Source organism: Arcobacter sp., assembly GCF_050300555.1.
GTDB lineage: Bacteria > Campylobacterota > Campylobacteria > Campylobacterales > Arcobacteraceae > Arcobacter.
Genome location: NZ_JBNKXY010000370.1, coordinates 1 through 540 on the forward strand (window position 1 = coordinate 1; position 540 = coordinate 540).

1 protein-coding gene is annotated in these 540 nt (G+C 29.6%); it reads left to right on the plus strand.

Annotated elements, in window-relative coordinates:
* On the plus strand, positions 1–191 hold a 191-nt coding region (locus ACQY5W_RS13520; protein WP_428025490.1), incomplete at its 5' end, for a hypothetical protein.
* Positions 192–540 lie beyond the last annotated feature (349 nt).

Here is a 540-nt window from a genome sequence, read left to right on the forward strand (position 1 = left end):
GTACAAGCAGAAAAAAGTTGATCAGCTTTGTTGGAACTCCGAAAGCTCGGCATGGCACGCCCACAACACCCACAAAAGAAGTAAATTGCCATAAAAAAGTTGTAGTTTTAACTTTCCTATTTATCATTGGTTTGATTTTTTTGGATCATCATAGTGTTAAAGTTAGAGAACAAATATTATTTTTGCCCTGACAACATTTTTGTTCAACCTTCTTATTAATCATTAAGTTAGACAACATGTCATTTAATATGTAATTTGGACAATGTAACTCTGCACTTTTGAAAAATTTAGTGACAACAATATACTTTGTTGACAATAATAAAACATATTATTCTAGGTGGAAAGTACAAAGTAGGTATTTATGCTATCCAATTTTGTAGATTGCATATCCTATCTAACTATATAGAGATGATCCATTAAAAAATATTTAATATAATTTTTTACATGTGTAAGTATAACATATCAGCAACCAATTAACACATGTCACATCAGTACACATCTAACATCAGCTATCACATCATCGTACATGGTAAAAAAAAT